21 protein-coding genes and 1 pseudogene are annotated in these 25,525 nt (G+C 72.8%); 17 read left to right on the top strand and 5 right to left on the bottom strand.

Features of this window, described 5'->3' with window-relative positions; genetic code table 11:
- Nucleotides 1-325 precede the first annotated feature (325 nt).
- Nucleotides 326-541 carry a hypothetical protein gene (locus Pma05_RS42460; protein WP_239312104.1) on the top strand — a complete coding sequence of 72 codons (216 nt, stop codon included), beginning with the start codon at nucleotides 326-328 and terminating at the stop codon, nucleotides 539-541.
- 131 nt (nucleotides 542-672) lie between these two features.
- Here the strand turns inward: Pma05_RS42460 and Pma05_RS10130 are convergent, their stop codons facing one another.
- Both Pma05_RS10130 and Pma05_RS10125 read right to left on the bottom strand, forming a co-directional pair.
- Nucleotides 673-1,314 carry a DUF305 domain-containing protein gene (locus Pma05_RS10130; protein ID WP_203857073.1) on the bottom strand — a complete coding sequence of 214 codons (642 nt, stop codon included), beginning with the start codon at nucleotides 1,312-1,314 and terminating at the stop codon, nucleotides 673-675.
- A gap of 98 nt (nucleotides 1,315-1,412) precedes the next feature.
- Nucleotides 1,413-1,880 (bottom strand): DUF6153 family protein, encoded by a 468-nt coding sequence (locus tag Pma05_RS10125; RefSeq protein WP_203857072.1) that lies wholly within the window; start codon nucleotides 1,878-1,880, stop codon nucleotides 1,413-1,415.
- 156 nt (nucleotides 1,881-2,036) lie between these two features.
- On the opposite strand from Pma05_RS10125, the gene Pma05_RS10120 reads away from it, so the two are divergent.
- The 14 genes and pseudogenes from Pma05_RS10120 (at nucleotide 2,037) to Pma05_RS10060 (ending at nucleotide 18,118) form a co-directional block, all read left to right on the top strand.
- Nucleotides 2,037-4,175, top strand: coding sequence for a heavy metal translocating P-type ATPase (locus Pma05_RS10120; RefSeq protein ID WP_203857071.1), 2,139 nt, complete (start codon nucleotides 2,037-2,039; stop codon nucleotides 4,173-4,175).
- 126 nt (nucleotides 4,176-4,301) lie between these two features.
- Nucleotides 4,302-5,900: a DNA polymerase Y family protein gene (locus Pma05_RS10115; protein ID WP_203857070.1), complete on the top strand. Its 1,599-nt coding sequence runs from the start codon at nucleotides 4,302-4,304 to the stop codon at nucleotides 5,898-5,900.
- Nucleotides 5,901-5,972: 72 nt separating this feature from the next.
- On the top strand, nucleotides 5,973-9,371 hold the full coding sequence (locus Pma05_RS10110; protein WP_203857069.1) for an error-prone DNA polymerase: 3,399 nt from the start codon (nucleotides 5,973-5,975) through the stop codon (nucleotides 9,369-9,371).
- A 21-nt stretch (nucleotides 9,372-9,392) separates the two neighbouring features.
- The gene (locus Pma05_RS10105; protein WP_203857068.1) at nucleotides 9,393-10,142 is read left to right on the top strand and encodes a methyltransferase domain-containing protein; all 750 of its coding nucleotides are present in this window, start codon (nucleotides 9,393-9,395) and stop codon (nucleotides 10,140-10,142) included.
- Nucleotides 10,139-10,537: pseudogene (locus Pma05_RS43955) on the top strand (alkaline phosphatase family protein); the annotation flags it as partial. The gene Pma05_RS10105 and the pseudogene Pma05_RS43955, both read left to right, overlap by 4 nt.
- A gap of 192 nt (nucleotides 10,538-10,729) precedes the next feature.
- Nucleotides 10,730-11,521: an alkaline phosphatase family protein gene (locus Pma05_RS43950; protein WP_372441449.1), complete on the top strand. Its 792-nt coding sequence runs from the start codon at nucleotides 10,730-10,732 to the stop codon at nucleotides 11,519-11,521.
- A gap of 262 nt (nucleotides 11,522-11,783) precedes the next feature.
- On the top strand, nucleotides 11,784-12,662 hold the full coding sequence (locus Pma05_RS10095) for an AfsR/SARP family transcriptional regulator (RefSeq protein WP_307836846.1): 879 nt from the start codon (nucleotides 11,784-11,786) through the stop codon (nucleotides 12,660-12,662).
- A gap of 130 nt (nucleotides 12,663-12,792) precedes the next feature.
- Nucleotides 12,793-13,335: an RNA polymerase sigma factor gene (locus Pma05_RS10090; protein WP_203857065.1), complete on the top strand. Its 543-nt coding sequence runs from the start codon at nucleotides 12,793-12,795 to the stop codon at nucleotides 13,333-13,335.
- A complete protein-coding gene (locus Pma05_RS10085) occupies nucleotides 13,332-14,036 on the top strand; it encodes a hypothetical protein (RefSeq protein WP_203857064.1) in 705 nt (234 codons plus the stop codon). Before Pma05_RS10090 ends, Pma05_RS10085 begins: the two co-directional genes overlap by 4 nt.
- Nucleotides 14,037-14,207: 171 nt before the next feature.
- The gene (locus Pma05_RS10080) at nucleotides 14,208-14,525 is read left to right on the top strand and encodes a hypothetical protein (RefSeq protein WP_203857063.1); all 318 of its coding nucleotides are present in this window, start codon (nucleotides 14,208-14,210) and stop codon (nucleotides 14,523-14,525) included.
- Nucleotides 14,526-14,621: 96 nt separating this feature from the next.
- Entirely contained in the window at nucleotides 14,622-15,272 is a 651-nt protein-coding gene (locus Pma05_RS10075; RefSeq protein ID WP_203857062.1) for a hypothetical protein, read from the top strand.
- A 4-nt stretch (nucleotides 15,273-15,276) separates the two neighbouring features.
- Nucleotides 15,277-16,338, top strand: a complete 1,062-nt coding sequence (locus tag Pma05_RS10070; protein WP_203857061.1) for a peptidoglycan-binding domain-containing protein — start codon at nucleotides 15,277-15,279, stop codon at nucleotides 16,336-16,338.
- Entirely contained in the window at nucleotides 16,329-17,054 is a 726-nt protein-coding gene (locus tag Pma05_RS10065) for an ATP-binding cassette domain-containing protein (protein ID WP_203857060.1), read from the top strand. Before Pma05_RS10070 ends, Pma05_RS10065 begins: the two co-directional genes overlap by 10 nt.
- Nucleotides 17,051-18,118 (top strand): hypothetical protein, encoded by a 1,068-nt coding sequence (locus tag Pma05_RS10060; RefSeq protein WP_203857059.1) that lies wholly within the window; start codon nucleotides 17,051-17,053, stop codon nucleotides 18,116-18,118. Before Pma05_RS10065 ends, Pma05_RS10060 begins: the two co-directional genes overlap by 4 nt.
- A gap of 134 nt (nucleotides 18,119-18,252) precedes the next feature.
- On the opposite strand, the gene Pma05_RS10055 is transcribed toward Pma05_RS10060, so the two are convergent.
- Nucleotides 18,253-19,257, bottom strand: coding sequence for an aldo/keto reductase (locus tag Pma05_RS10055; protein WP_203857058.1), 1,005 nt, complete (start codon nucleotides 19,255-19,257; stop codon nucleotides 18,253-18,255).
- Nucleotides 19,258-19,380: 123 nt separating this feature from the next.
- Between Pma05_RS10055 and Pma05_RS10050 the strand changes: the two genes are divergently transcribed.
- Together Pma05_RS10050 and Pma05_RS10045 are read left to right on the top strand one after the other, a co-directional pair.
- On the top strand, nucleotides 19,381-20,640 hold the full coding sequence (locus Pma05_RS10050) for a DNA polymerase IV (protein ID WP_203857057.1): 1,260 nt from the start codon (nucleotides 19,381-19,383) through the stop codon (nucleotides 20,638-20,640).
- Between the two features lie 115 nt (nucleotides 20,641-20,755).
- A complete protein-coding gene (locus Pma05_RS10045) occupies nucleotides 20,756-21,142 on the top strand; it encodes an SCO2097 family morphological protein (protein WP_101367165.1) in 387 nt (128 codons plus the stop codon).
- Nucleotides 21,143-21,633: 491 nt separating this feature from the next.
- Here the strand turns inward: Pma05_RS10045 and Pma05_RS10040 are convergent, their stop codons facing one another.
- Nucleotides 21,634-24,111: a transglutaminase TgpA family protein gene (locus tag Pma05_RS10040; protein ID WP_203857056.1), complete on the bottom strand. Its 2,478-nt coding sequence runs from the start codon at nucleotides 24,109-24,111 to the stop codon at nucleotides 21,634-21,636.
- Between the two features lie 113 nt (nucleotides 24,112-24,224).
- Nucleotides 24,225-25,523 (bottom strand): DUF58 domain-containing protein, encoded by a 1,299-nt coding sequence (locus tag Pma05_RS10035; RefSeq protein WP_203857120.1) that lies wholly within the window; start codon nucleotides 25,521-25,523, stop codon nucleotides 24,225-24,227.
- Between the last annotated feature and the right edge of the window lie 2 nt (nucleotides 25,524-25,525).

Genomic DNA, 25,525 nt, shown 5'->3' with positions numbered 1-25,525 from the left:
ATGAATGACTGACAACCGAACCGGGCGGCGACGACGCTACGAGGAGCGCCTTTCGGCTGCCAAACAATTGCACCGATGATGTGAGTCATCGCACTTCCGTTATTCGGTTCGGGTGCCTCGATTCGGCGACGGCGGACACTTGTCAGAAGACGTGATCCCGGTGATACCGATGGCGAAGGCCGGAACGGGGCGTGGCGTAGTCGAGGAATCTCCGTCCCCCCTACGGGGTAGCCGTATATAGGAGGCTTGTGATGTGTGCCAGCTGTGAGACGGAGCCAGGCCAGGGACCAGCTACCAGGTCGGCTCCGCGCTCGGTCTGGCCGCGATGACCGCGGTGGCCGCCTCGTACGGCGCCGAGCAACTCGGTGACCTGCCCGCGCTGACCGACGGGTTCTCGGCCGCGTTCCTCGGCGCGGCCGCGATCGCCGGCGCGGGGGCGCTGCTCGCCGCGCTCACGCTCCGCACCGGCCGGCCCACGGCGACGAGTGGGCGCCGTGGTGGCGTGCCCGGGGATGCCGTCCCGGACAAGGTTGTCCTCTAACCGGCGGACGAGGGGTGTCCCGGCACGAACTGGTGCCGGGACACCCCTCGTCGAGTAGGCAGCGGCGGCAGGGTGCGGCCGACGTGTGGTGGTCCGGCGCGCCGCGAACCGACGCGCCGGACCGTGCTGCTCTACCGGTTGTTGAGCAGGTTCTGCATCTGGCTGATCTCCGCTGTCTGGTCTGCGTTGATCTTCTCCGCGAGGCGTTTCGCCGCCGGGTTCTGGCCCTGGGCCGTCTCGGTGGTGGCCATCTGCACCGCGCCCTGGTGGTGGCGGATCATCATCTCCAGGAACATCCGGTCGAACTCGTTGCCGGTGGCCCGTTCCATGGCGGCCATGTCCTGGTCGGTCATCATTCCTGGCGTGGCGCCGCCGGGAGCGCTGCCGTGCGTGGTGTGCCCGCCCGTGGACGGAGGCGCCGTCGGCATGCCCCACTCCCGCAGCCAGGCGGTCATCTGGTCGATCTCTGGCTGCTGAGCTGCCTTGATCTTGCTGGCCAGGGACTTGACCTGCGGATCGCTGGCCCGGCTTTCCGCTAGTTCGGCCATCTGCACGGCCTGCTGGTGGTGCGGGATCATGCCCTGGGCGAAGGCGATGTCCGCCTGGTTGTGCCCGGCCGTGGAGGCCGGTGCGCTGGTCGGGTTGGCGGCCGGCTGTTCGGTGGTGTGGCCGCTGCCGTGTCCGCTGCCGCCGCAGGCGGCGGTGATGGCGACGGCGCCGATCGCGGCGGCCGTCAGTACGACAGATCGAACGATGGGTCGGTTGACGCGCATGGGTTGTCGACTCCCTGATAGCCGTTCATAGTCATGACGGGATGCCCGACGTCCCACGTGGTGACCAGGTGGGATCGGTTACCGGGCCGGGAGTCGGCCTAGATGCGCCAGATGGAGAGTCCGGCCAGCGACGGAGGACCGCAGCCGCTGCCTTCGGCGGCCTCGTTCGCCGCTGTCTGTGGAGACGACACGGCTACCAGCGCCGGCAGCGGGCCAGGGACCGGGAGGAAGGCCGGCACCGACGCGGCCGGCCCGTGACTCGGCGCGGTGACCTGGCATACCTGCCCCGGGTGCCCGTGCGGCAGCCCAGGGCAGTGGGGATCGTCGGGCGGACAGTGTGTGTCCGACCCGGCAAGCACAGCGCTCGGAGGGTCCAGACCCGCCAGATTCTGGTGCCCGGAACCCTCCGTCTCCTCGACGGCGACAGGCGACGAGTGATGACCGTCCGCGATCGGGGTACCGACGAGTTGATGCATGAAGATCAGCCCGACGAGCCCGGCCAGTACCGCCACCACGCGGATCACCGCGAGTGATCGGCGGAGCTGGACGCGAATGGCGGCGGTCATCAACGTCATGTTAGCCACCGGAGGATCCTGCGGCGGCCACTTGGTCCGCCCACCCGGGTGCACGCGGCGTCAGGAAGGTGTGGGTCGCGTCACGGAGATCAAACTTTGCCAACATACCCCCGGGGGGTATGGTTTGAGGCAAGGAGGTGCTCGAAAATGCGACACCACACGCACGCAGCACAAGCGGACCTCGAATCCGCAGGACGGCACGCCGGAGACAGCGGCACGCGAACACCGGGCGGGCACGACCGACACGATGATCACGGTCCGCCCGGTCATGGGGGTCACCAGGGACATGACAAGCACGCCGGCCACGACCCGGAGACGTTCCGGCGCAAGTTCTGGCTGAGCCTGGCCCTGACGGTCCCGATCGTGGTGACCAGCCACATGGTGATGGATTGGTTCGGCTACAGCCTGGACTTCCCTGGCATGTCCTGGGTCGGCCCGGTGCTCGGCTCGGTGGTCTTCTGGTACGGCGGCTGGCCGTTCCTGGCCGGCGGCGTACAGGAGCTGCGTGACCGTGCCCCCGGGATGATGCTGCTGATCTCGATGGCGATCACCGTCGCCTACCTCGCCTCGCTGGCCACCAGCCTCGGCGCGTTCGACCTCGACTTCTGGTGGGAACTCGCCGCCCTGGTCACCATCATGCTGCTCGGGCACTGGCAGGAGATGAAGGCCATCGGTCAGGCCCGGGGCGCGCTCGCCGCCCTGGCCGCGCTGCTGCCCGACGACGCCGAACGCCTCACCGACGACGGCCAGGTGCAGCCGGTCCCGGTCACGGACCTGACCGTCGGCGACGTGGTGCTGGTCCGCTCCGGTGCCCGGGTACCGGCCGACGGACGGATCGTCGACGGCGAGGCCGAACTCGACGAATCCATGATCACCGGCGAGTCCCGGCCGGTCCACCGCGCGCCCGGCGACCGGGTCGTCGCCGGCACGGTCGCGACCGACTCGGCGATCCGGGTCCGGATCGAGGCAGTCGGCGAGGACACCGCGCTGGCCGGTATCCAGCGCCTCGTCGCCCAGGCCCAGGCCGCTGGCGGCCGAGCCCAGGTGCTCGCCGACCGGTTCGCCGCGCTGCTGTTCTACGTCGCCATGGCCGCCGCCGTACTCACCTTCGCGGCCTGGTGGGCGCTCGGCGACCTCGACGAGTCCGTCGTACGCACCGTGACCGTGCTCGTGATCGCCTGCCCGCACGCCCTCGGGCTGGCCATCCCACTGGTGATCTCCCTGTCGACCGCGGTGGCGGCCAAGGCCGGCATCCTGGTCAAGGACCGACTCGCACTGGAACGGATGCGTACCGTGCAGGCGGTGCTGTTCGACAAGACCGGCACCCTGACCAAGGGCGCCCACACCGTCACCGGCGTCACCGCCGCCCCCGGCCACACCACCGACGAGGTGCTACGACTGGCCGCAGCCGTGGAGGCCGACAGCGAACACCCTCTCGCCAGGGCAATCGTGACCGCCGCCGCCCCCGTCGGACCGGCGTCCGCATCGGACTTCCGCTCGCTGACCGGCCGGGGCGTACAGGCCAGCATCGACGGCACCCGGTACGCCGTCGGCGGCCCGACCCTGCTGCGCGAACTCGACGCGCAGGTGCCCGCCGAGGTCACCGCCACCAGCGGGGAATGGTCCCAGCGAGGAGCGGCGGTGCTGCACCTGCTCCGGCTCACCGACGGACGCCCCGACGTGATCGGCGCGCTGGCGCTGGAGGACGAGATCCGCCCCGAGGCCCGGCAGGCGATCAGCCAACTACGCGACCAGGGAGTGGACAAGATTGTCATGATCACCGGGGACGCCCGGCCGGTCGCCGAGGCGGTCGCCGCCGACCTCGGCTTCCGGCCAGGGGTGGACGAGGTGTACGCCGAGGTCCTGCCCGCCGACAAGGACAAGGCGGTCACCGACCTCCAAGCCCGGGGCCTGACAGTGGCGATGGTCGGCGACGGGGTCAACGACGCCCCGGCGCTGGCCCGCGCCGATGTCGGCATCGCGATCGGCGCCGGCACCGACGTGGCAATCGAATCCGCCGGCGTCGTACTCGCCTCCTCCGACCCCCGAGGAGTCACCAGCGTCATCCGACTCTCCAAGGCGTCGTACCGGAAGATGCTGCAGAACCTGGCCTGGGCCGCCGGCTACAACATCGTCGCGATCCCCCTCGCCGCCGGGATACTGGCCTGGGCAGGACTGACCCTGAGCCCAGCCATCGGAGCGGTACTGATGTCCGCCTCCACCATCGTCGTCGCCCTCAACGCCCAACTACTACGGCGAGTACGCCTCACCCCGCAACGGCAGTAACAGATCCGTGCCCTGCTGACAAAGGGCTCGGCCACGAGGCGGCCGAGCCCTTTGTCGGGGTGGGCCACCGTGAGTCGAACACACGTTCTAAGATCGCATATCTGCTGGTCGAGGGAGGTGTGTGCGGTGGCGCCGGTGCGGACGATGCTGCTCTGGTGCCCCGACTGGCCGGTGATCGCGGCGGAGATCGTCGACGGGGTCTCGGCGGCCACCCCGGTCGCGGTGCTGTACGCCAACCGGGTGGTCGCCGCCTCCGCCTCCGCCCGCGCCGAGGGCGTACGCCGGGGGCTGCGTAAGCGGGAGGCGCAGAGCCGTTGCCCCCGGCTGACCGTACTGGACCACGACCCCGGCCGGGACGTACGCGCCTTCGAGCCGGTGGTCGCCGCCGTCGAGGAGGTGGTGGCCGGGGTCGAGGTGATCCGACCGGGGGCGTGTGCGGTCGCCGCGCGCGGCCCGAGCCGATACTTCGGCGGCGAGGAGCGGGCCGCCGAGCGGATAGTCGAGCACGTCGCGCAGACCTGCGAGGTGGAGAGCCAGATCGGGATCGCCGACGGGGTCTTCGCCGCCGGGCTGGCGGCCCGGTCCGGTCGGGTCGTCCCGCCCGGTGACACCGCCGGGTTCCTCGCCGGGCTGCCCGTCGAGGCGCTGGGTCGGCCGGGGCTGACCGATCTGCTGCGCCGGCTCGGGCTGCGTACCCTGGGCGACTTCGCGGCGCTGCCCGCCGGGGACGTACTGGCCCGGTTCGGGTTCGACGGGACGCTGGCCCACCGGCTGGCCGCCGGCCAGGACCACCGGCCGCTCGCGGTCCGGCGCCCGCCGCCCGACCTGGCGGTGACCGAGACGTACGACGATCCGCTCGACCGGGTCGACGCGGCGGCGTTCGCCGCGCGGACGCTCGCCGAGCGGCTGCACGAGACGCTCGGCGGGCACGGGCTGGCCTGCACCCGGCTCGGCATCGAGGCGGTCACCGCGCACGGCCAGGAGTTGCGCCGGGTTTGGCGGCATGACGGGCTGCTGACCGCGGCGGCGATCGCCGACCGGGTGCGCTGGCAGCTCGACGGCTGGCTGACCGGGACCAGCCGGCGTCCCGGCTCCGGACGGGTCGGCCCGCCCCGGCCGACCGCCGGGATCATCCGGCTGCGCCTGGTCCCCGAGGGGGTGCTGGCGCACGTCGGTCTGCAACCGGGACTGTGGGGTGAGACCGGGGCGGAACGGGAGCGGGCGCACCGGGCGCTGAACCGGGTACAGGGCATCCTCGGCCCTGAATCGGTGCTGACCGCGGTGCTCGGCGGTGGGCGGTCCCCGGCCGACCAGACCCGGCTGGTGCCCTGGGGCGACGAACGGGCGCCCGGTCGGCCGGCGGCTCCGCCGTGGCCCGGCCGGCTGCCGTCTCCCGCGCCGGCGGTCGTGCTGCCCGAGCCGCTGCCGGCGGCGGTCTACGACGCCGCCGGGGAACTCGTCCGGGTGACCGCCCGGCTGGCGGTCAGCGCCCCGCCGGCCCGGCTGGAGGTGGCTGTCCCGGCGGTGGACGGGGCCGGATCCGTGGCGCCCGGAGCGCCGGTGGAGATCGTCGGTTGGGCCGGTCCGTGGCCGGTCGACGAGCGCTGGTGGGCCCCGGCGGAGGCCCGGCGGCGGGCCCGGTTCCAGGTGGGACTGACCGACGGTACGGCGCTGCTGCTCTCCCTGGCCGGCGGCCGGTGGTGGGTGGAGGCCGTCTATGACTAGGCGGTCTGTGACTAGGCGGTCTGTGACCGGGTGGTCTGTGACCGGGTGGTCTGTGACCGGGTGGGCGGTGCGGTGAGCTTTCACAATCCGGACATGCCCTGGTCGGAGCTGGAACGCGCGCTCTCCGGTCGACCGGCCAGGCCGGGCGGTCCGAGCGATCCGGGTGGTCCGGGTGGTCCGGGCGAGCCCCGGTTGCGCGTGGTGGACCCGCTCGCGGTCGATGCCGACGGCGGAGACTCCCCGGCCTGGACCCGCAAGCGCCCCGGCTACACCGCACCCGAGCTGCCCGCCCCGGCCGAGGGCGCGGTGCCGTACGCGGAACTGCACGCGCACACCAACTTCAGCTTCCTCGACGGGGCCAGCCATCCGGAGGAGCTGGCCGAGGAGGCGGCCCGGCTGGGCCTGACCGCGCTGGCGGTGACCGACCACGACGGGTTCTACGGGGTGGTGCGGTTCGCCGAGGCGGCCCGGGCACTGCGGCTGCCCACCATCTTCGGCGCCGAGCTGTCGCTGGGGCTGCCCGGCCCGCAGAACGGCGAACCGGACCCGCTCGGCCGGCACCTGCTGGTGCTCGCGCACGGCCCCGAGGGGTACGCCCGGCTGGCCAGCACCATCGCCCGGGCGCAGCTGCGCGGCGGCGAGAAGGGCCGCCCGGTCTACGGCGAGCTGGAAGAGGTCGCCGAGGCGTTGCAGGATCACGTACTGGTGCTGACCGGGTGCCGGAAGGGGGCGGTGCCGGCGGCGCTGCTCACCGAGGGGGTCGAGGCGGCGGCCCGGGAGCTGGACCGGTTGACCGCGCTGTTCGGGCCGGAGACGGTGGCGGTGGAGCTGACCGACCACGGCGACCCGTACGACTCCGACCGCAACGACGCGCTCGCCGAGCTGGCCGGTACGGCCGGGCTGCCCACCGTGGCCACCAACAACGTGCACTACGCCGCCCCGTCCCGCCGCCGACTGGCCACCGCGCTGGCGGCGGTACGCGCCCGGCGCAGTCTGGACGAGATCGACGGCTGGCTGCCGGCGGCCGGTACCGCCCACCTGCGCAGCGGGGCCGAGATGGCGGCCCGGTTCGCGGCCTATCCCGGCGCGGTGGCCCGGGCCGCCGAGTTCGGCGCCGAGCTGGCCTTCGACCTCAACCTGGTCGCGCCACGGTTGCCGGACTACCATCCGATGCCGCCCGAACACACCGAGATGAGCTGGCTGCGCGAGCTGACCATGAAGGGCGCGTTGCAGCGCTACGGCCCGCGCGACGCGCACCCGGAGGCGTACCGGCAGCTCGACCACGAGCTGGGGATGATCGAGGCGCTCGGCTTCGCCGGCTATTTCCTGGTGGTCTACGACATCGTGAAGTTCTGCCGGGACAACGACATCTACTGCCAGGGCCGGGGTTCGGCGGCCAACTCGGCGGTCTGCTACGCGCTCTGGATCACCAATGTGGACGCCGTCCGGCACCGGCTCCTCTTCGAGCGCTTCCTCGCACCGGAGCGGGACGGCCCGCCCGACATCGACGTCGACATCGAGTCCGACCGCCGGGAGGAGGTGATCCAGCACGTGTACGAGAAATACGGTCGGGAGCACACCGCGCAGGTCGCCAACGTCATCTCGTACCGGCCGCGGTCGGCGGTGCGGGACATCGCCAAGGCGTTCGGCTTCTCGCCCGGCCAGCAGGACGCCTGGAGCAAGCAGATCGACCGGTGGGGCAGCGTGGCGGCGGTCGACGTGGAGGACATCCCCGAGCACGTCGTCGCGTACGCCAACGAGTTGCAGACCTTTCCGCGACATCTGGGCATCCACTCCGGTGGGATGGTGATCTGCGACCGGCCGGTGATCGAGGTGTGCCCGGTCGAGTGGGGGCGGATGCCCGGCCGCACCGTGCTCCAGTGGGACAAGGACGACTGCGCCAGCGTCGGGCTGGTCAAGTTCGACCTGCTCGGCCTCGGCATGCTCTCGGCGCTGCACTACGCGTACGACATGATCGAATCGACCCTCGACCTGAGTGCGATGTCCCTGGACGACCCCGAGGTCTACGACATGCTCTGCCGGGCCGACTCGGTCGGGGTGTTCCAGGTGGAGAGCCGGGCCCAGATGGCCACGCTGCCCCGGCTCAAGCCCCGGGAGTTCTACGACCTGGTGGTCGAGGTGGCGCTGATCCGGCCCGGCCCGATCCAGGGCGGCTCGGTGCACCCGTACATCCGGCGCAAGAACAAACTGGAGAAGGTCACCTTCCCGCATCCGCTGATGCGCAACGCGCTGGAGAAGACCCTCGGGGTGCCGCTCTTCCAGGAGCAGTTGATGCAGCTCGCGATCGACCTGGCCGGCTTCGACGCCGGTGGCGCCGACGAGCTGCGCCGGGCGATGGGGTCGAAACGCTCGGCCGAGCGGATGGCGCAGATCCGGGACCGGCTCTACGCCGGGATGGCCGAGCGGGGCATCACCGGCGAGGTCGCCGACGACGTCTATCTCAAACTCTCCGCCTTCGCCAGCTTCGGCTTCCCGGAGAGCCACGCGATGAGCTTCGCCTACCTGGTCTACGCCAGCTCCTGGCTCAAGCGCTACCATCCGGCGCCGTTCCTGGCCGCGCTGCTGAACGCCCAGCCGATGGGCTTCTACTCGCCGCAGACCCTGGTCGACGACGCCCGCCGGCACGGCGTCGAGGTACGCCGCCCCGACATCAACGCCAGCAATGCCAAGGCCACCCTGGAATCCACCCTCCAGACCCGGTGGGGGAGCGAGCCTGGCGAGCCGCCGCACCAGTGGGGGCTGGGCGGTCCGGCGGTCCGGCTCGGGCTGGCCAGCGTGCGTACCCTCGGCGACGACCTGGCGGAGAAGATCGAGCGGGAGCGGACCGCACACGGGGCGTACCGGGACATGGCCGACCTGGCCCGCCGGGCCGGACTCTCCGCCGCGCACCTGGAGGCGCTGGCCACTGCGGACGCCTTCGCCTGCTTCGGGCTGACCCGGCGGGCCGCGCTCTGGGCGGCCGGCGCCGCCGCGCAGGACAAGCCGGACCGGCTGCCCGGCACCATCGCCGGGGCGGAGGCGCCGACCCTGCCCGGGATGGACGCGGTGGACCGGCTGGTCGCCGACGTCTGGGCCACCGGGCTCTCCCCGGAGAGCCATCCGGCCCAGTTCGTCCGGCCCCAGCTCGACGCGGTCGGCGCGGTGCCGATCGCCCGGCTGGCCCGGCTCGACCCGGGGCAGCGGGTCCGGGTCGGCGGCATCGTCACGCACCGGCAGCGCCCGGCCACCGCTGGTGGGGTCACCTTCATCAACCTGGAGGACGAGACCGGCATGCTCAACGTCACCTGCTCACCGGGGCTGTGGCAGCGCTACCGGAAGGTGGCCCGGACCAGCACCGCCCTGGTCGTGCGGGGAAAGCTGGAGAAGCACGACGGGGTGACCAACCTGGTCGCCGACCGGCTCGACGCGATCACCCCACCGGTCACGCCCGCCTCCCGCGACTTCCGTTAGCCGGCCCATTAGGCTCGTCGGGTGGAGCGAACTCAGAGCCGTCCGGCCGGCCCGGCGAGCGGCCCGCGTACCGCCGTGGTCTGGACCGTGCTGCGCCGTGAGCTTGCCCGGCAGCAGGGCAGGACGCTCACCGTGCTCGATGTCGGCGGCGGGACCGGCGGCTTCGCGGTGCCACTGGCCGAGGCGGGCCACCGGGTGACGGTGGTCGACGCCAGCCCGGACGCGCTCGCCGCGCTGACCCGGCGGGCCGCCGAGGCCGGGGTCGCCGATCGGGTACGCGCGGTGCAGGGCGACGGTGACGCCCTCGCCGGACTGGTCGAGCCGGCCAGCGCCGACCTGGTGCTCTGTCACGCCGTACTGGAGGTGGTCGACGATCCGGCCGGGGTGGTCGGGGCGATCGGCACTGCGCTGCGCCCGGGCGGCGCGGCCAGCGTACTGGTGGCGAACCGGGCGGCTGCCGTGCTCAGCCGGGTCACGAACGGCCACCTCGACGTCGCGGCGGCGCTGCTGCGTGACCCGGACGGGCACGCCGGGCCCCGGGACACCCTGCGGCGGCGTTACGACGCCGACGGCGCCGCCGCGCTGCTGGAGGCCGCCGGGCTGGCGGTCGAGCAGACCCACGGGGTACGCGTCTTCGCCGACCTGGTCCCGGCGGTGGCCGCCGAGGCGGATTCGCCGGCCCTGCTCGACCTGGAGTTGGCCGCCTCGGCCCTGCCGCCGTACCGGGACATCGCCGCCCAGTTGCACCTGTTCGCCCGCCGCCCGGCATGACGAACCCCGTCGACCCCGTCGACCCACTCGGCCTGGTCCGTCCGCACTACTTCGGCGGCAGCCTCGCCGACGTGCTGCCCAGCGCCCTGTCCGTGCTGGGCGTCGACCGGGCCGACCCGTTGGGGCTGGCCGACCAACTGGCCGGGGTACGCCGGATCGCGGTGCTGCTGGTCGACGGGCTCGGCTGGTACCAGTTGCCGACCGCCGCCCCGCACGCGCCGACGCTGACCGACCTGGCCGCCCGGTTCGGACGCCCGCTCACCTGCGGTTTTCCGTCCACCACCCCGACCAGCCTGGTCAGCCTCGGCACCGGGGCCGCGCCCGGCGCGCACGGCGTACTCGGCTTCCGGGTCAACGTGCCCGGCACCGACCGGGTACTCACGCACATCGACTGGCCCAGGTCGCGGGTCGACGGCCCGAACTTCCCCGGCGGCGGCCCGGGCTCACCGGTCGGCGGCGACCGCTCCAGCGGCTCCTGGCCACCCACCGGCGCCGTCGAACTGCCCGGCGGTGACCCGTTCCCCGGTGCCGGAGGGCCGGCGAACCCGGCGGGGCCGGAACTTCCCGGGTCCCCGCTCGGAGATCCGGTGCCCACGCCCGCCGCCGGATCGGGCGACGACCCCGATCCGCGCCGCTGGCAGCCGTTGCCGACCCAGTTGCAGCGGGCCGAGGCGGCCGGGGTCGCGGTGACCGTGGTGACCCGGCCGGCGCTGGCGCACACCGGGCTGAGCGTGGCCGCCTACCGGAGCGGGGCGCACCGGGGCGCGGACGACGCCGACGCGCTGGCCACCGAGATGCTCGGCGCGCTCACCGCCGGGGACGGTCCGACCCTGGTCTACGGCTACCACCCCGAGGTGGACCGGCACGGCCACCGCAGCGGCATCGACTCCGCCGACTGGCGCTCCGCCGTCGCCGAGGTCGACGCGCTGGTCGCCCGGCTGGTCGACGGGCTGCCGCCGGACGCCGCGCTGCTGGTCACCGCCGACCACGGCCAGCTCGACATCCCGGCCGAGGGACGCTACGACCTCGACACCGATCCCCGGCTGCGCGCCGGGCTACGGGTGGTGGCCGGCGAGGCCCGGGTCCGCTACCTGCACACCCTGCCCGGGGCGACCGCCGACGTGGTGGCCGCCTGGACGGCGGTGCTCGGCGAGCAGGCGTGGGTCGCCACCCGGGAGGAGGCGGTCGCGGCCGGCTGGTTCGGCCCGGTACCCGAGGCACACCTGCCCCGCATCGGCGACGTGGTGGTCGCCTGCCTCGCCCCGACCGTCGTACTCGCCTCGAAGACGCACAACCCGATCGAGACGACGTTGGTCGCCTACCACGGCTCGTGTACGGCCACCGAGATGACGATCCCGCTGCTGGTCGTACGCCCCTAGCCGCACTGCCCGGGAGGCACTTTCCGGTTTGGGTCGGGCGGCCGGGTGACGTTATCCGAGGAATGTTATTGGCATATCCGGTAATGGTCGGCTGATACCATTTCGGGCGGGTCGATTCACCTTTCCGGGCCGCCTTGCCCAGTCGACCGTTCTTTACATCTACATTCGACGGATCCATCCTCTGTGGAGCGACGGCTGGCCAGCCGGTCGCACGGGTCCATGATCTGGCAGAGGTGCGTGCGCCAATGTCGGATGATGACGAATGGGGGCACACACCAACCCATTGTTTACAAAGACTGTGCAGGAGCGGGGGCTAGAAATGCACGGGTTAACAGGGTGTGCGGGAACGGTCCATCTACTCGGTCCGGTCGACGTCGAGACGCCCGGCGGGTGGCACGGCGGCCTGCCGGCCCAGCTTCGCAAGGTGCTGGCCGTTCTGGCGGTGAACCGGGAGGTCTCGCTCTCCGCCGACCAGATCGTGAAGCGGGTCTGGGACGGCGATCCGCCGGAGAGCGCGATCCAGATGGTACGCAACCAGGTCCGGGCACTTCGCCGGCTCTTCGAGGCGTTCGACGGGGACGTGGTGGAGCGTAGCCACGGCGGGTACCGGCTCTCGGCGGGCGGGGTGGAGGTCGACGCGGAGCGGTTCCGGTCGCTGGTGCAGGAGGGCCGGCTGCGGCACGCCGCCGGGGACGCGGCCGGGGCGGTACGGCTACTCACCCGTGGGCTCGACCTGTGGCACGGCCCGGAGGCGATGGTCGACGTACGGGACGTACCCGATCTCCAGGTGGAGGCCGTCGGCCTGGATGAACTCCGGTTCCAGGCCGAGGAGATGGTGGCGGAGGGATATCTCGTGCTGGGGCAGCCGGAGGAGGCGTTGCCGATCCTCCGGGCGCTGACCACCCTGCACCAGTACCGGGAGTGGCCCTGGTTGCAACTGATGGCCGCACAGGCGCTGATCGGCCGGCGCGTCGAGGCGTCCGACGAGACGTACCGGGCGGCCCAGCACCACCTGGTGGGCATGACCGGGCTGGACGCGCCCCTGCTGGCCGAGCTGCACCGGGCGCTGCTGCTCGGCGTCGACGGCGCGGAACTGGTCGCCATGATCCGGCGGGGCCACGGCGACCATCCGGACCACTGAAGCTTTCTCAAGAAGGTTCAGTCGCGCCAGCTTTCTCAAGAAAGGTTCAGTCGCGCCGCGGCGGAAATGCTCGGCCCACCCGCGACATGTAGGAAGTGTCACCCCGGACAGGGAGAGGGGGCACGCACCCGTGGACGACGAGCGGACGGCTCGTTTCGAGGCGATCTACGCGGCCACGTTCAGCCGCATCCTCGGCTTCGCCCTGCGCCGGTGTGACGGCCCGGAGGACGCGGCCGACGTGGTGGCGGAGACCTTCGCCATCGCCTGGCGCCGGATGGACGCGGTGCCACCCGGGGACCAGGCCCGGCTCTGGCTGTACGGCGTGGCCCGCAACGTGTTGGCCAACCACCGGCGGCAGGTCGCGCGCCGGCACGACCTGTCGGCGGCGCTCGCCGCCGAGGTCGCCCACCTCTACCAGCCGAGCGCCGAGGAGAGCGCCGAACTCGGCACGGTCGGCGAGGTGCTCCGCGGCCTGCCGGACGACGACCGGGAGATCCTCTCGCTGGTCGCCTGGGAGGGCCTGGAACACGGCGAGATCGCGAAGGTACTGGGATGTTCACGCAACGCGGTACGGATCCGGCTGCACCGGGCGCGCCGGAGGCTCGCCCGGGAACTCGCCACGGCGGGTGTGCAGACGGGCTGGTTGGCGATGTCGGGGAGGGGGACCCGGTGAACGATTCGACGCGGCCGGAGCGTCAGGTGGCCGGGCTCGCCCGGGTACGCGACGAGGAGCTGGCCGGCCTGGAGTCCGGCGCCGCCGCACGGGCGCTGCTGGCCTCGATCGTGGCGGAACCGGACCGCCCGGCCCGGCCGGCACCGATACCCGCGCACCGCTGGCCCGCGCGGCCGGCCCGCCGGCTGGTGCTGGCCGCCGCCGCCCTGGTCGTGATGACCGTCGCGGTGGTGGCCGGCCCGAGCCTGCTGCCCGACCGGATGGGAAACGCGACCTCCTACGCCAACTCGGCGATCGAGATCAGGCAGGAGGGCGACTGGTTCGTCGCCCGGATCAAGGACCCGCTTGCCGACCGGTCCCGTTACGTCGAGGCGTTCCGGGCGGTCGGCAAGGACGTCGAGATCGAACTGGTCCCGGTCTCCCCGAGGCTGGTCGGGGTACGGATCCAGGCGGGCGGCAACGGCAGCGGCCAGGTACGCGCCTCCAGCGAACTGGTCAGCTCCGGCCCGACCCCGGTCGACTGCGCGGTGACCCCGGCGAACTGCACGCTGGTGATCCGGATCTCCACCGACACCACCGGGACCGTCCGATACCGGGTGGGCCGGGCGGCCCTGCCGGGCGAGCCGACCCAGGACCCGGTCGTCTCGTCGGGCGTACCGGCCCTGCCCGGTGGCGGTGGCGACGGTGGCACCGGCAACTGACCCGGCCGGCAGCCGCGAGTTACGCGCCGCTTACGTGCGCAGTTACGGCGGTCGTCGATGCTCCTCGCGGAGGCGAGGTGGCCCAAGCCGAAGTTGGGCCACCTCACCTCCCACTGTAGAGGCGGCGCGAGTCCGGGAGACCGGCCCGGCGCCACACGAGAGGAGCACGGGATGTCGAGTTCCAACAGGGGTCTCCGGACGGGGCTCCGTACCAAGCTGGCCGGTGGGCTGGGCGCGGCGGGCCTGCTGGTCGCCGCCAGCCTGGCGATGGCCAGTCCGGCGCAGGCCGCCTGCGCCTACGACTACACCAGCCACGGCTTCAACTCCTCCTACGCGGAGGCGGAGACCGCGGACTGCTCCTACTGGAGCAACTCGTACGCCCAGCACGGCGGCTCGGCCATCTACTCCGGCTGGTACAGCGTCTCGTCGTGGGCCCGGGCGGACGTCGGGGTGTCGTTCAGCCACAACGCGGACAACTTCTTCAGCTAGGCCGTCGGGGAACAGACCGTAGGACCGCAGGCCATGGCCGCGCGAGCGGTGCGGCCATGGCCTGCCGGTACGTCGGACGTCAGATTGGAGCAGGAGATGAGATCAGCCAGAATCTGGCCGGCGCTGCTGGCCGTCGCGGCGCTGATCGCCCTCCCGGGGTGTGCGACCGAGTCGACGACCGACGCCCTGCCACAGCGTGGCACGGGCGAGCAGATGAAGCCCCTGGTGGAGCAGTTCAAGGACGCCCGCGCCCAGGCCAGGTCGGACTTCGAGCGGGAGGCCCTGGACCGGGCCATCAAGACGGGCAAGATCGATCCGGCGGACTACGAGGAGGCGTTCAACCGGTACCGGCGGTGCGCCCAGGACGCCGGGCTCGACGAGACGTACACCAAGCTGCCGAACGGGATCTACCGGGTCACCCCGGCATCGGCGATCGAGGACGTCGAGGCGCACGGCAAGGTGATGGTGAAGTGCGCCCAGGACGCCGGGCTGGTCAGCCTGGAAGCCCTCTACCGGACCCAGGTCGACAACCCGGACCTGCTGGCCGACCCGAAGCTCGTGGTGGTGCGCTGCCTGGTCAAGGTCGGCCTGGTGCCGCCCGACTACACCGTGGAGAAGCTCAGCACCTTCCTGAAGAGCGACGTCGAGGACATGACCGACTTCGATCCGATGCATCCCGAGGCGCAGAAGTGCCTGACCGCCGGCGGGATCGCCCTGGTCGTCGACCGGACCCCGAGCGGCGGCTGAGCCGGTGAAGAGTCGGACCCTGGGTACGGCGCTGCTCGCCGGGCTGACGCTGCTCGGTACCGGTGGCGCGACGGGATTCCTGCTCCGTCCCGCGTCCGCCCCGCAGTCGCTGCGTACGGCGACCGAGGTGACCTCGGCGCCGGTCGGCCGGGAGGAACTCGTCGACGAGCGCACTGTGAAGGTCTCCCTGACGAAGTCACCGGCGCCGCCGCTGGTCGTCGGGTTCGCCGGCCGGGTCACCAGCACCTCCTGCCGGCCGGGTACGCCGCTGCGGTCGGGTCGGGCCGTCGCCCGGATCGACAACACCCCGCTCATCGCGCTGGCCACCTCGGTGCCGCTCTACCGGGACCTGGACCGGGGTGACCGGGGCGGCGACGTCCGGGCGCTCCAGCGTGAACTGGCCCGCCTCGGGCACCGGGTGAACACCGACGGACGGTACGACCGGGGCACGGCCGAGGCGGTACGGAAGCTCCAGAAGGCTGCCGGAGTAAGCCGGCCGGACGGCCGGATCACCGCCACCGAGATCCTGTGGCTGCCCGCCGCTTCGGTGTCGCCGGACTCGTGCGAACTGGTCCAGGGCGGGTACGTCTCGTCCGGCCAGACGTACGCCAAGGTGGCGCCCCGGCTGACCGCCGTCGTCGTCGAGTCGATGCCGTCCGGCGCCGTCGCCGGGAAGCGGGTGATCGAGCTGATGGGCGTCATCGGACCGCTGGACACCGACGGCACCGCCACGGACCCGAAGTTCCTGGCGAAGGTTGCCGGCACCCAGGAGTACCGGCTGGCCCAGCGCGCCGACGAGGAGCCCGAACTGACCGCGGTGCTCGCGCTGGCCGACGCCCTGCCGACCCTGAAGGTGCCGCCGGGGGCGCTGTTCGGCGTCGACGGCGACACCGGGTGCGTCCAGTCCGGCGACCGGGCCCACGCCGTGACGATCGTCGGCTCGAAGCTCGGCGCCACCCTGGTGGCCCCGGCCGGCGACCGGCCGACGGGTGACCTGCCGGCCGACGGCGACCTGCCGGCGCAGGTCAACCTCGGCTCGTCGATCACCCTCGACTCGTGCGGGTGAGGCCGGTGGCGCAGGACCGGGAACACGATCGCAAGCTCGTCACCGGCAGCCGGCTCGGGCACCGCTTCCCGGGCACCGCCCACCTGTTCAGCGGGCTCGACTTCGAGCTGCGGCCGGGGCGGATCGTCGGGCTCTGCGGGCCGTCCGGCTCGGGGAAGTCGACGCTGCTGTCGATCCTGGCCGGCTGGGTCACCCCGACCGAGGGCCGGGTGGAGATGACCGGGATCGCGCGTACCGGCTGGGTCTTCCAGAACCCGTACGGCGTTCCCGGCCGTACCGCCCTCGACCACGTCTGCCTCCCGCTGCTGGCCCGGGGCGAGACCCGGGCCCGTGCACAGCGGCGCGCCCTGGCGGTGCTGGCGAGCTTCAACCTGGCCCGGGCGGCCAACCAGCCGTTCCGCGAGCTGTCCGGCGGCGAGGCGCAGCGGCTGATGCTGGCCCGGGCGGTCTGTTCCGAGCCGGACCTGCTGCTGGTCGACGAGCCGACCGCCCAGCTCGACATCGTGACGGCGGCGACCGTCAACGAGACCCTCGGCGCCGTCGCGCAGGACGGCACCATCGTGGTGATCGCCACCCACGATCCGCAGACCCGGGCCGCCTGCACCCAGGTGATCGACCTGGCCACGGCAGCCCTGCACGACCGGCCCGACGCCCTGCACGACCGGCCCGACGTCCGGGCCGACGGCGACGGCGTACCCGCCCGGCCGGGCCGATGAGGGCGCGGTCGATCGCCTCCGAGGCGTACCGGAACCTCGCCTCGGGGACCACCCGGGCGCTGCTGCTGGCGATCGCCCTGGCCACCGTCGGCGCCGGCCTGGCGATCGCCGACGCCCGGTCCGTGGTCACCATGGAACGCCGGGCCGCCGAGTTCGTCTCCTCCGGAGCCTCGGTACGGGTGATGGTGGCCCGGAAGACGACCGACGCGGCGGCCTGTGAACGGCTCGGCGGCATCCCGGGGGTCCGGTCCGCGGGTGCGCTCCGGGAGACCGAGCCGGTGGTACTGCGGGCCATGGCCGGCAACCCCATCCAGGCGTACGCGGTGACGCCCGGGCTGATCGAGGTGCTGGGTGGCGTCCCGGCCGCTTCCGCCGGGGCGTGGCTGCCGGCGCAGCTCGCCGAGACCCTCGGGGTACGCCCCGGCGCGGAACTGGCCACGGGTGGCGGGACGCTGACCGTGGCCGGCGTCTACCACTACCCGGACGACGGCCGGGACAGCCGGCTGCACCACGCGGCACTGCTGCCGCAGCCGGCGGCCGGCACCTTCGACGAGTGCTGGGCCGACATCTGGCCCTTCTCCGAGGCCCGGGACAGCCTGCTGCACACCGCGTTCACCGTGGACGCCGGCTCGTCCGACCCGGTCACCATCGGCCAGCTCAACACCAGGCTCGGCACCCGGTTCGACGGGCTCGGGGAGTTCGCCGGCCGCCCCACCCGGTACGCACCGCACGGCTGCGCGCTGGCCGGGCTGGTGCTGGGCTTCCTCGCCGTACGGATGCGGCGGCTGGAGATCGCCGGGGCGCTGCACCTCGGCCAGTCCCGCCGGTCGCTGCTGGCCACGCACCTGATCGAGACCGCCGCGTGGTCGTCGGCCGCGCTGCTGCTCGCCGCCGCCGCCCTGGTGTTCGGGGTGGTGCTCGGCGATACCGCCGACCCGGGCAGCGTCTACCTGATCGACATCCGGGGCCCGGTCGCCGCGACGCTGGCGGCGCACGCCGGTGCGGTGCTGGCGCTCGCGACGATCCGCGAGCGGCACCTCTTCGGCTACTTCAAGAACCGGTGAGTTCGGTTGCTTCAAGGGGGCTGGTGGGTCCGGCTCGCTTCGCGAACCGGTGAGTTCGGCTGCTTCGAGGGCCGCTGGGACGTCGGCGGCGGTGCCGGCCCGGTCGTCGTACCGCCGCTCGGGCGTCGCCCGGGTCAGGCTCCGGCGGCCGTGAGCCGGGCCAGGTGCTCGTCGCTGAGGGTGAGGTCGAGCGCCGGCAGCGCGGCGGCGTACTGCTCGGGAGTGCGCGGGCCGAACAGCGTCACGAAGCGCGGATCCCGCTGGTGCAGCAGCCAGGCCAGTACGAGCTGGTTGCCGGTCACCCCGAGTTCGGCGGCCAGCTCGGCGACGGCGGCGAACCGGGCGTCGGCGTCCGGCCCCCGGTACGACTCCATCACGTGGTGGTCGCGGCGCTTCGCCAGGTCGTCGTAGCTGCCCTTCAGGATCGGCGAGTATGCCACCAGGGTCAGGTCGTCGTTGGACCGCAGATGGTCGAGCTGTTCGTCGTCCACGATGGAGAGGGTGTCGGCACCGGGCCGGGGGCGCAGGTAGGAGTGCTGCTGTTGCAGGGCGACCGGAGCCGGCCAGCCGTACCGGTCGGCGAGCTGCCGGATCCGCTCCAGCCGCCAGGTCCGGACGTTGGACCAGCCGACGTACCGGATCTTGCCGGCCTCGACCAGCCCGGCCAGCGCCGCCAGGGTCTCCTCCAGCGGGGTGTTCCGGTCGTCGACGTGCACGTAGTAGAGGTCGACGTGGTCGGTGCCGAGCCGGCGCAGGCTGTCGTCGAGCGCGCGGCGCAGGGTGTCGCCGCCGGCCCCCTCGTACTGCCGGCTCGCCGCCTGCGGGTCGTGCGGGTTGTTCCGTACCGCGTCCACGTCACGGATCCAGGCGCTGCCCTTGGTGGCCAGGAACACCTGGTCGCGCCGCCGGCCCCGGGCCAACCAGCGGCCGAGCAGGCGCTCGCTCTCGCCTCCGACGAACGGCGGGCCGGGCCACCAGGCGTAGCAGTTCGCGGTGTCCAGGAAGGTGCCGCCGCCGTCGAGGTAGCGGTCGAGGATCGCGTACGAGGACTCGTCGTCGGCGAGCGTGCCCATCAGCATGCAGCCGAGCGCGAACTGGCTGACCTGCTCGCCGGTCTGACCGAGTGGCACCGTCTTCATCGAATTCCTTCCCCGTGTCCGGTGCCGCTGCGCCGGACCGCCAATGGTAAAGAGCCGTACCCGTTCGGCGCCAACCGGAATTGTCGGCGCGGTTGCGTCGTACCCCCGGGTTAACCTGCCGATATGGGTCGCAGCCAGTCCGTGCCACGGGGCAGTGATCCGCGCTTCGGCGCGGACGCCGACGACTCCGGCTCGCCGATCCTGCATGTCGACATGGACGCGTTCTTCGTCGCGGTCGAGGTCCGTCGTCGGCCCGACCTGCGGGGCCGGCCCGTCGTGGTCGGCGGGGTCGGCCCGCGCGGCGTGGTCAGCTCGGCCAGCTACGAGGCCCGGGAATACGGCGTACGCAGCGCGATGCCGACGATGCGGGCCAGGGCGCTCTGCCCGTCGGCGGTCTTCCTGCCGCCCGACTTCTCGCAGTACACGGCCGCCTCCCGGGCGGTGATGGAGATCTTCCGCGACGTGACCCCACTGGTCGAGCCGCTCTCGCTGGACGAGGCGTTCCTCGATGTCGCCGGGGCGCGCAAGCTGCTCGGCCGGCCGGCCGAGATCGCCCGGCTGATCCGGGCCCGGGTCGCCGAGCAGGAGCGGCTGACCTGTTCGGTCGGGGTGGCGCCGACCAAGTTCGTGGCCAAGCTCGGCTCCACCCGGGCCAAGCCGGACGGGCTGATCGTGGTGCCGGCCGGCCAGGTGCTGGACTTCCTGCATCCACTGCCGGTCGAGGCGCTCTGGGGAGTGGGGGAGCGGGCGGCGGAGACGCTGCGCCGGCTCGGGCTGCGGACGGTCCGGGACATCGCCGAGGCGCCGGTCGGGATGCTCCGGGGCAGCCTGGGCGACGCGGCAGCGGCCCACCTGCACGAGCTGGCCTGGGGGCGGGACCCGCGCCGGGTCAGTCCGGAGCACGCGGAGAAGTCGATCGGAGCCGAGGTCACCTTCGACACCGACCTGGCCGAGCCGGAGACGATCCGGCGGGCCCTGCTCGCGCTCTCCGAGAAGGTCGGCGTCCGGCTGCGCCGGGCCGGGCAGGTGGGTCGGACGGTCTCGATCAAGGTCCGCTTCGCCGACTTCCGGACGGTCAACCGGTCCCGGACGCTCGGTGGTCCGACCGACGTCACCCGGGAGGTGTTCGACACCGCCTGGGCGTTGTTCGACGCTCTCGACCCCGGTGACCGGATCCGGCTGATCGGCGTCCGGGTCGAGGGGCTCAGCGACGGCGACCAGACACCCCGACAGCTCGCGCTCGGCGCGCCCGAGCACGGCTGGCGGGAGGCGGAGGCGGCGGCGGACGCCGCGGCTGCCCGATTCGGGCGTTCCATGGTGCGCCCAGCGAGTCTGTTGGGGCACGGCGACCTGCGGCGGACGGAAAATCAGGCCCGGCCATAGGTCGTCCCGCTTTCCGACCCGCGACCCCCCTCGTAGACTGGCGGGTAAGCAGCCGGTTGGCTGCCACGGTCTGTCGGTCCGAGCGGACCGGCCAACGTGACCGGGGAGGAGTGCCGTGCCGCTCTCGGAGCACGAGCAGCGGCTGTTCGAGCAGATCGAGCAGTCGCTTGCCGAGGACCCTAAGTTCGCCTCGGCTGTGCGCGCCAGCGATCCGCGTTTCCACGCGCGGCGTCGCCTGCTCGTCGCGGTCAGCGTGATCATCGCTGGCCTTGCATTGGTCGTCTACGGCACGGTGAGCAAAACTCCGCTGCTCGGAGTGGCGGGCTTCGTGGTGATGCTCGGTGCGGCGGCGTTCGCGATGTTGTCGCAGCGTAAGGCGCAGTCACCGGACCTGCACGTGGTCGGCGGCACCACCAGCCGCCGCGTCCGCAGCGGGCGACGCTTGTCGTTGATCGACCGACTTGAGGAGAGGTGGCGTCAGCGGCCGGAAGGCCACCGCTGACCGACCTGCCGTCCGTGGGGGTACGCCCCGCTGACGGGGTACCGCCGGGATCGTTCCGGCGACCAGTGGCAATTCTCCATGCCTCCACACCTGCCGCCGGTGGTACGCCTCCGTCGGCCGTTCGCGTCTCCGGCGCAGTCGCTGGCGAGCGTTGGCGGACTCCGCGGCTACCGGTGCTCCGGTACGGCGCGGCCGCTGGCGAGCGTTGGCGGACTCCTGCGGCTACCGGTGCTCCGGCGTGGCGCGCCGGCTTTCCGGCGGGAATCGGCCTGGCCCGGATCCAGGCGCCGTGATCCGCCTCACGATCTTGCCGGCATCCCCGGTGGACGGCCGGAGCCGTCCCCGAGGAGCCGCGCCCGGTCAAGGTGGCGAAGGACGCCACATGTCGATCGGCGTCCGGTAGCCCGAAGGGGGCCCACCCCGCAGACTCGCGGAGTAGCCCCCTTCGGTGGGCCGGTCGGTCGACCGGATACGGCTCGGGGCGGCTCGGATCAGCGGGACGCGCGTCCGGCGAGCACCCGTCGGGGGCTCCACCGCAGCAGGCGTTCCCGGAGCCGGCCGGTCAGCCCGACGAACCCGGCCGACAGGTCCATGATCGCCAATCGCCAGCGGAACAGCACCGACGGCGGCAGGGTGGCCGCCACCAGCCGGGTACGCCGGTCGGCTCCGGCGCTCAGCGCCCGGCGTACCGAGCGGAGGGCGTCGCCGAGCGGGCCGTCCCGCAGTGGCTCCCGGGCGTACCTGGCGCGCTCCTCGGCGTGTCCGAGCAGCCGCATCGCCTCGTCGGCGCTGCCGGCGGTCAGCCCCTCCCGGACCAGCCGGTCGGCCGTGGCCCGGGGCGTCTCCGTCGGATCCACCCGGACTCGGAAGTCGACCAGGGTGTCGACCAGCTCGTCCCAGGCGGCGTGCGCGTCGGCCCGGGCCCGGGCCAACTCGGTGTCGCTGAGCACCACCCGGGCCACCCCGGGCGCCGCGTCCTGCTCCGCCGACACCGACGCCCACGTGCTGGCCGCGGCGGCGGCCCGGGTCTGGCGGCGCCGCCGGAGCAGCATCCGCCGGAGTGCGGGCACGGTGAGCAGCAGCACCAGGAGTAACGCCCCGGCCAGCACCCAGAGCGGCCAGTTGGGCCCACTGTCCGGGGTGATCCCGGCGGTGCCGTCGAACGCCTCGTCGAGCGGCCGGTCCGACCCGTTCGCCGCGTCCGGGCCGGCCGACGGGTCGGTGGTCGGGCCGATCGGGGTGTCCGGAGTGGTCGTGCTCTGCTCGGGCGCGTCCGGGTCCGGCGCCCACTCCGAACGCCACGAGCCGGTGATGCTGGCCGCCGGCGTCGGGTCGAACGGGACCCAGCCGATCCCGGTGAAGTAGACCTCGGTCCAGGCGTGCAGGTTGTTGTTGGTCAGGGTGTAGGTGTTGCCCGACCGGTTGGCGCTGGTGAAGCCGAAGGCGACCCGGGCCGGGATGCCCGCCTCGCGGACCAGCCAGGTCATCGCGGCGGCGTACTGCTGACAGAAGCCGACCTTGTTGGTGAGGAAGTTGACGATGTCCTGGCCACTGGTGCCGCCCTCGGTGTTCAGGGCATAGCTGAACCCGTTCTTCCGGGAGAAGTGCTCGTAGAGCGCCCGGACCCGCTCGTAGTCGTTCCGCTTGCCCTCGGTGAGCCGGCCGACGAGTGCCTCGACCTCCCGTACCGGCTCCACCGTGGTGTAGAGCTTCCGGAACGCGTGTTCCGGCGCCAGCGTCGGTGCCGCCGCGAGCGCGGCCGGGGTGTATTCCGAGCGGACGAAGTCGAAGGAGTACTTCCGGTTCCGCGACGACGCCCGTTCCGAGTAGACGACCTGCATGGTCGGGTCGTAGCGCCAGTTCGCGTCGATCTGGCGAGTGCTCACCGGAGCGGTGTAGACCGGCAGGAACGGCATGGCGAAGTCGAGGATCTCGACCTCCGCGTTGTATTGCTCGCGGGTGATGCCCGGGGTCTCCCGGGTCACCTCACGCGGGTCCGGCAGGCCCTGGGTCACCGGCGTCCCCTCCGGGGAGCGTGGCCCGAACCCGGTTCGGGAGAAGTCGTCGGCGACCGCGAAGCGCAGGTAGAACGGGTCGGGGTCGTTGGTGCTCACCCGTACCATGTCGCGCTGTTCGGAGCGGTTGAGTTCACCGCTGAGCTGGGCGAAGAGGTTCACCCGGCCCGGCGAGCCCCCCGGCCCGGCCCGGCCGCTGCCGTCCCCGCCACCACCGCCGTTGAACTGGCTGAGCAGCCCCGAGGTCATCCCCGGTACGGCCAGCGGCAGCAGTACGGCCACCGCGACACCGATCACCGCCAACCGGCGACCGGCGGCGGCCAGCGGCGACGGCTCCCACACGTCCACGTCCCGCCCGTCACCGGTGAACCGGCGTCCGAAGTGGCGGACCCGGTCCACGTTGTCGGCGGCGAGCAGCCAGAGGAAGCCGACCGCCCCGATCACGAACGGCACCGCCGAGACGCTGTCGACGTGCACCGCCACCGGCACCGAGTAGATCGCCAGCATCGGCAGCCCGGCCAGGGCGGGACGGCGCAACCCGACGGTGAGCAGGTCCACCACGATCGCCACCCCGCCGACGCCGAGCGCCGTCAGGAAGAGCAGCGAGTCGAGGTCCTGCACCGGTACGCCGTACGAGCGCATGTCCTCGCCGGAGCTGGACAGCAGCGAGCCGAAGTGGGTCAGCGTGCCCGGCGTGGGCAGCAGGGAGAGCATCTCCTGCCCGCTCGGGAAGATCCAGGTCAGCCCGAACAGCAGTGCCGCCGCCATGCCGAGCCCCTGGGCCCAGACCGGTGCCCGCCACCAGCGGGCCAGGGTGGCCGTACCGGCGATCAGCGCGACGATGACCGCGCACTGCACCAGCCAGGTCCACCGCTCGTAGATGGTGGACATCGGCGCGGCGGCGAGCAGGGTGGCCGCGGCTGCCACGAACCCCAGGTGTCGGCGTCCCCTCACAACTTCTTCCTGTCCCTAGCGGTGCTGCCGTTCCGCGTCATCGATTCACCCTCACTCCGTCGCCGGTTCCGCCGGGCACGGCGGGTCACCGGCACTCTGCCGCCGACGGCGCGTCACCGGACTCCGCCGGCGACCGTCTCGGCCAGTACGGCCCGCCAGGCGAAGCCCTGCGAGCCCCGGGCCGCCTGCGGCCAGAGCGCCGGCAGCTTGCTGCCGTGTTCGACCCCGACCACCCGCCAGCCGCTCTGCATCAGGGCCAGCGCGGCCGCGCCGTGCGCGTGGTTCGCCTCCTCGCGCGCCTGTGGGGTCAGGTTCAGCCAGGTCGAACTGTCCACCAGGAACGCGATGCAGGTCGCGCCGTTGCCGCGCAGCCCGGCCAGCAGGTCCGCCTCGGCGGTGGTCAGGGTGCCGAGCAGTGCGATGACCAGCCCGCCGTCGGAACGCTGCCGGACCCGCTCGACCAGCGTCCCCACGTCGCCGCGCTGGCTGAGCCGCACGTCGGCGAGGTAGTCCAGCAGCAGACCCTCGCCACCGGCGTCGTTCGCGCTGGCGTCGATCCCCGAGTCGCTGACCAGCCGGAGCTTGTACCCGGCCTGCCGCAGGTGCACCGCGATGCTGGCCACGGCCGACACCGCCCACTCGAAGCTGGCGGTCGGCCCCTCGCCCCGGTGCGCGAACGCCCGGGTGTCCAGCACCACCGTCGCCCGGCTCTCCCAGGGCTGCTCCTCCCGGCGCACCATCAGTTCACCGGTGCGCGCGGTGGACTTCCAGTGCACCCGGCGCAGGTCGTCGCCGCGCCGGTATTCCCGGGTCGCCGCGTCGTCCTCGCCGTGCACCGCGACCGAGCGGGCCCGGCTGTCGCCGGTGCCCGCGTATTCGCCGGCGAGCCGGACCGAGGGGAGCGGGGCGACCTGCGGGATGACGGTGAGCGGGTCGACGCTGGGGAAGGCCCGGGTCAGCTCGCAGAGCCCGAACGGGTCGGTCAGCCGGATCACCAGCGGACCGACCTCGTAGCGACCGCGTACGTCGGCCCGGACGGTGTACGCCACCGAACTCGCCTGGTGCGCGCCGAGACGCTCCAGCACCACCCGGGGACGGCTGCCGAGCGCGTACGGCAGCCGGTCCTCCAGCAGCAGCGTCCCGGTCGGCAGCCGGGACATGTTCTGCAACCGGAGTACCACCCGGGAGCTGGCCCCGACCGGCACCCGGTGCGGCTCCAGCGAGCGGCTGCACGCCAGCTTGTAGCGGCTCCGCCCGACGTAGAGCGCGGCGAGCAGCGGCAGTACGCCGAGCAGGACGGCGACCCGGAGCAGGTCCTTCTCGCCGAGGATCAGCGCGGAGATCGCCGCTGCCACGGCGGCGGCCAGGAAGGACCGCCCCCGGGTGGTGAGGCCGCGCAGCGCCTCGCGCACCG

It is taken from the genome of Plantactinospora mayteni (assembly GCF_016862935.1).
In the GTDB taxonomy this organism is placed as follows: domain Bacteria; phylum Actinomycetota; class Actinomycetes; order Mycobacteriales; family Micromonosporaceae; genus Plantactinospora; species Plantactinospora mayteni.
The sequence above is the reverse complement of the archived record's forward strand: the minus strand, read 5'-3'. Positions and strand labels throughout refer to the sequence as shown.

Excerpts from the sequence above, each read along its gene's own strand:
- Pma05_RS42460 (WP_239312104.1), top strand. The coding sequence starts at position 326 with ATGACCGCGGTGGCCGCCTCGTACGGCGCCGAGCAACTCGGTGACCTG.
- Pma05_RS10130 (WP_203857073.1), bottom strand. The coding sequence starts at position 1,314 with ATGCGCGTCAACCGACCCATCGTTCGATCTGTCGTACTGACGGCCGCC.
- Pma05_RS10125 (WP_203857072.1), bottom strand. The coding sequence starts at position 1,880 with ATGACCGCCGCCATTCGCGTCCAGCTCCGCCGATCACTCGCGGTGATC.
- Pma05_RS10120 (WP_203857071.1), top strand. The coding sequence starts at position 2,037 with ATGCGACACCACACGCACGCAGCACAAGCGGACCTCGAATCCGCAGGA.
- Pma05_RS10095 (WP_307836846.1), top strand. The coding sequence starts at position 11,784 with ATGGGGGCACACACCAACCCATTGTTTACAAAGACTGTGCAGGAGCGG.
- Pma05_RS10080 (WP_203857063.1), top strand. The coding sequence starts at position 14,208 with ATGTCGAGTTCCAACAGGGGTCTCCGGACGGGGCTCCGTACCAAGCTG.
- Pma05_RS10075 (WP_203857062.1), top strand. The coding sequence starts at position 14,622 with ATGAGATCAGCCAGAATCTGGCCGGCGCTGCTGGCCGTCGCGGCGCTG.
- Pma05_RS10060 (WP_203857059.1), top strand. The coding sequence starts at position 17,051 with ATGAGGGCGCGGTCGATCGCCTCCGAGGCGTACCGGAACCTCGCCTCG.
- Pma05_RS10055 (WP_203857058.1), bottom strand. The coding sequence starts at position 19,257 with ATGAAGACGGTGCCACTCGGTCAGACCGGCGAGCAGGTCAGCCAGTTC.
- Pma05_RS10050 (WP_203857057.1), top strand. The coding sequence starts at position 19,381 with ATGGGTCGCAGCCAGTCCGTGCCACGGGGCAGTGATCCGCGCTTCGGC.